Source organism: Coleofasciculus sp. (assembly GCF_046565525.1).
Taxonomy (GTDB): domain Bacteria; phylum Cyanobacteriota; class Cyanobacteriia; order Cyanobacteriales; family Coleofasciculaceae; genus Coleofasciculus.
Genome location: NZ_JBKHUP010000227.1, coordinates 1 through 2,660, shown reverse-complemented (window position 1 = coordinate 2,660; position 2,660 = coordinate 1). Strand labels below are relative to the sequence as shown.

Genomic DNA, 2,660 nt, shown 5'->3' with positions numbered 1-2,660 from the left:
TGTTGTCTCCAGACAACAGGCGTGATCATGACGCAACAGTGTTGTCTCCAGACAACAGGCGTGATCATGACGCAACAACCGCGATCGCTACGCAACAACCGCGATCGCTACGCAACAACCGAGCGCCAGAACCCGCTTCTGGAGCGGGTGACACAGGTCTAAGATCTAATAAGACTTATAAAGACTTTAAATACTCTCTCTCAGACAGCGAAAGAGAGAAATTTTTAAAGTTTGGTTTAAACAAAGCCAGCCAGTTACCCAAACCACCAACCCTAGCAGTCAAGTGGATTGAGAAGCACTACCAAGAACTCTACAACCAATTCAAACGCTCACCCGAAGGTAAAAGCCTCACACCCGCTTCAGACTGGGAAAACCACCCCAAACGAGACGAATGGATTGCAGAGATTCGGATTGGACGACCCCGATTCGTCGCTTTAGGTGGTCCTGAAGTTGAACGAGAAACACGTCGCCAATTTGCTAAATGGGCTGAAGAGAACAATCTCGTCTGGGGGGTTGAATCATGAACCTACCCAAATTCCCCCGCCAATTTATTCGTAAGGAAGACGAACCCGGTTACCAACCCGAAACCTGGCAACCTAAATGGCATTGTTTCTGCTGTCACGACACCGGAAAAATCAACCCCCATTTAGCCAAACTCGTCATCGAAGAGTACGACCTAAGCAAAGACAAAATTCCCCGATGTCAAAATCCTAGCTGCAAGGCTGGAGATAACCTCGACTTCCTCGGTTCTCAAGTCGTTGACTACCGATTCACCGCCGCCATCTGTCAACACCTTGACTCAATCCACCGGGAAGAGTGGCGACAAACCACAGAAACCAAAACAGCCCTAGTCCAAGAAAAAATCGCCCAGCTTGCCCAACAAAAAAGCCTCAAGAAACCCGCTCGCACTCCCTCTGAAGAAACGGAAATCCAGGAGAAATACGCCGCCATAGTAGATGAGTACAACAAAAAACCATGACTCAACCCCACTCAGACACTGCGACTTATACGCAGGTATCGGCGGATTCACCCAAGCCGCCCAACAACTTGGCGAAATCCAGACTACCCAATTTGTGGAAATCAACCGCGACGCCCAACTCATCCTGCGATCGCACTTCCCAAATATCCCCATCCACTCCGACATCCGAGACTACCACCCCAGAAACCAAGAATTCGACCTCATCAGTTGCGGATTTCCGTGTACCGGAACCAGCAGAGCTGGCAAACGAGAAGGACTCTCCCACCCCGACTCCGCCCTCTGGCGACATGGACTCAGAATCTGCGCCACCGTTCGCCCCCAATTCTTTATCACCGAACAGCCTCTTGGAGTTATCCAACAGGGACTTCGAGCAATTATTGGCGGATTCCGAATGGTCGGCTATTCAGCAGAACTTACAATCGTTAGAGCATCAGAGCTTGGCGCGGGTCACCAAAGAGCCAGAGTATTTGTCATATCCTACCCTAACCAGTGGCGATCGCTCTTTAAAATCGCGCCCCGTTGGGACAACCAAATGCGAGAAATGGTTCAAAGACAACGGGCTAATTCCTCTTGGCTCACAGTTAAGCGCCCAAGCGATGGCTCTAATCATGGGATTTCCAGAGGACTATCTCACTCCTCTCTCACTGTCCCAACCCATCACCCAGGTAGAATCCGAGCTAGATACCTTGCAGGTCGAACCGTCACCCCCGCCCAAGCCGCGATCGCTCTTAGTCGAGTCCTCTACCTGTCCCGGTTGTCAAACTCAGTTAACGAATCTTGACCATGGCTGTGGAATCTGTGGTTGGTTCCCATCTTCCCAGTCAGTTCTAGGGGAAAGTGAAAATCCCCTAGAACTAAAACTCAACTCAGTTCTAGGGGAAAGTGAAAATCCCCTAGAACCAAAACTCAACTCAGTTCTAGGGGAAAGTGAAAATCCCCTAGAACTAAAACCCAACTCAGTTCTAGGGGAAAATCCAAAACCCTCACGAGCCAGTGGCTGGCTGGAACACTACACCAAGAACAAGAAACTTAAACAAGGTATCATCGCCACCTATCCCCGTGTTCAAGGTGAACGTGACCCAGATAATCCAGAACACTGGTACTGGGCTTACCGATGGGAAGAAAAACGGGAAAATGCTAAATCTGATAATGGTTATATTACTCGTGCTATATCGCTCCCCAGACATAAAGTACAAGCGGTGAATTTAGCGATCGCTCGTCATTGGTCTGTGACAAAGATTCTCTCATTTATTAGAGGAGAACGAGTAAAGACTGAAGTTTAAAGTGACATCCTCCCACACTATACCTGTTTAGGGTTAGTGTGGGCTTCCTTTGTCGTAGCCTGACGGCTAGGCTTCCGGCGTTTTATAGTGGGGAATATGCAAAAGCCCACTCTCTTTATATTGATCGCTGCGTTCCAAACTCTATCCAGCACAAACCCACATAAACACTGGTGAATTCGTACCCCAAATCTTCTTTCTGGTACTATGCCACTTACTTAAGCGAGTTTATTATTCACTTCAAGAGTTTATTATTCACTTCAAGAGTTTATTATTCACTTTAAGAGTTTATTATGAATGTACAAAAGATGAGCAAGGTCATTGCCCTGTTTAATCAGTCCGGGGGGGTAGGTAAATCGACGTTGACGATGAATTTGGGATATCACATCGCCAAACAGAAG

At 48.0% G+C, this 2,660-nt stretch carries 4 protein-coding genes and 1 pseudogene; all 5 read left to right on the top strand.

Translation table 11 applies throughout. The annotated features are described in order from the left end of the window. Positions 1-524, top strand: a pseudogene (locus ACLGGO_RS35315) (hypothetical protein); the annotation flags it as partial. Further along, positions 521-979, top strand: a complete 459-nt coding sequence (locus ACLGGO_RS35310; RefSeq protein ID WP_446422813.1) for a hypothetical protein — start codon at positions 521-523, stop codon at positions 977-979. The pseudogene ACLGGO_RS35315 and the gene ACLGGO_RS35310, both read left to right, overlap by 4 nt. Beyond that, positions 957-1,760 carry a DNA cytosine methyltransferase gene (locus ACLGGO_RS35305; RefSeq protein ID WP_446422812.1) on the top strand — a complete coding sequence of 268 codons (804 nt, stop codon included), beginning with the start codon at positions 957-959 and terminating at the stop codon, positions 1,758-1,760. The genes ACLGGO_RS35310 and ACLGGO_RS35305 overlap by 23 nt, the downstream gene beginning before the upstream one ends. Continuing rightward, positions 1,666-2,262 carry a hypothetical protein gene (locus ACLGGO_RS35300; RefSeq protein ID WP_446422811.1) on the top strand — a complete coding sequence of 199 codons (597 nt, stop codon included), beginning with the start codon at positions 1,666-1,668 and terminating at the stop codon, positions 2,260-2,262. Before ACLGGO_RS35305 ends, ACLGGO_RS35300 begins: the two co-directional genes overlap by 95 nt. Before the next feature lie 305 nt (positions 2,263-2,567). Beyond that, a partial coding sequence (locus tag ACLGGO_RS35295) for a ParA family protein (RefSeq protein WP_446422814.1) occupies positions 2,568-2,660 on the top strand: 93 nt, incomplete at its 3' end.

Coding starts and splice junctions, on each gene's coding strand:
- ACLGGO_RS35310 (WP_446422813.1), top strand. CDS start 521: ATGAACCTACCCAAATTCCCCCGCCAATTTATTCGTAAGGAAGACGAA.
- ACLGGO_RS35305 (WP_446422812.1), top strand. CDS start 957: ATGAGTACAACAAAAAACCATGACTCAACCCCACTCAGACACTGCGAC.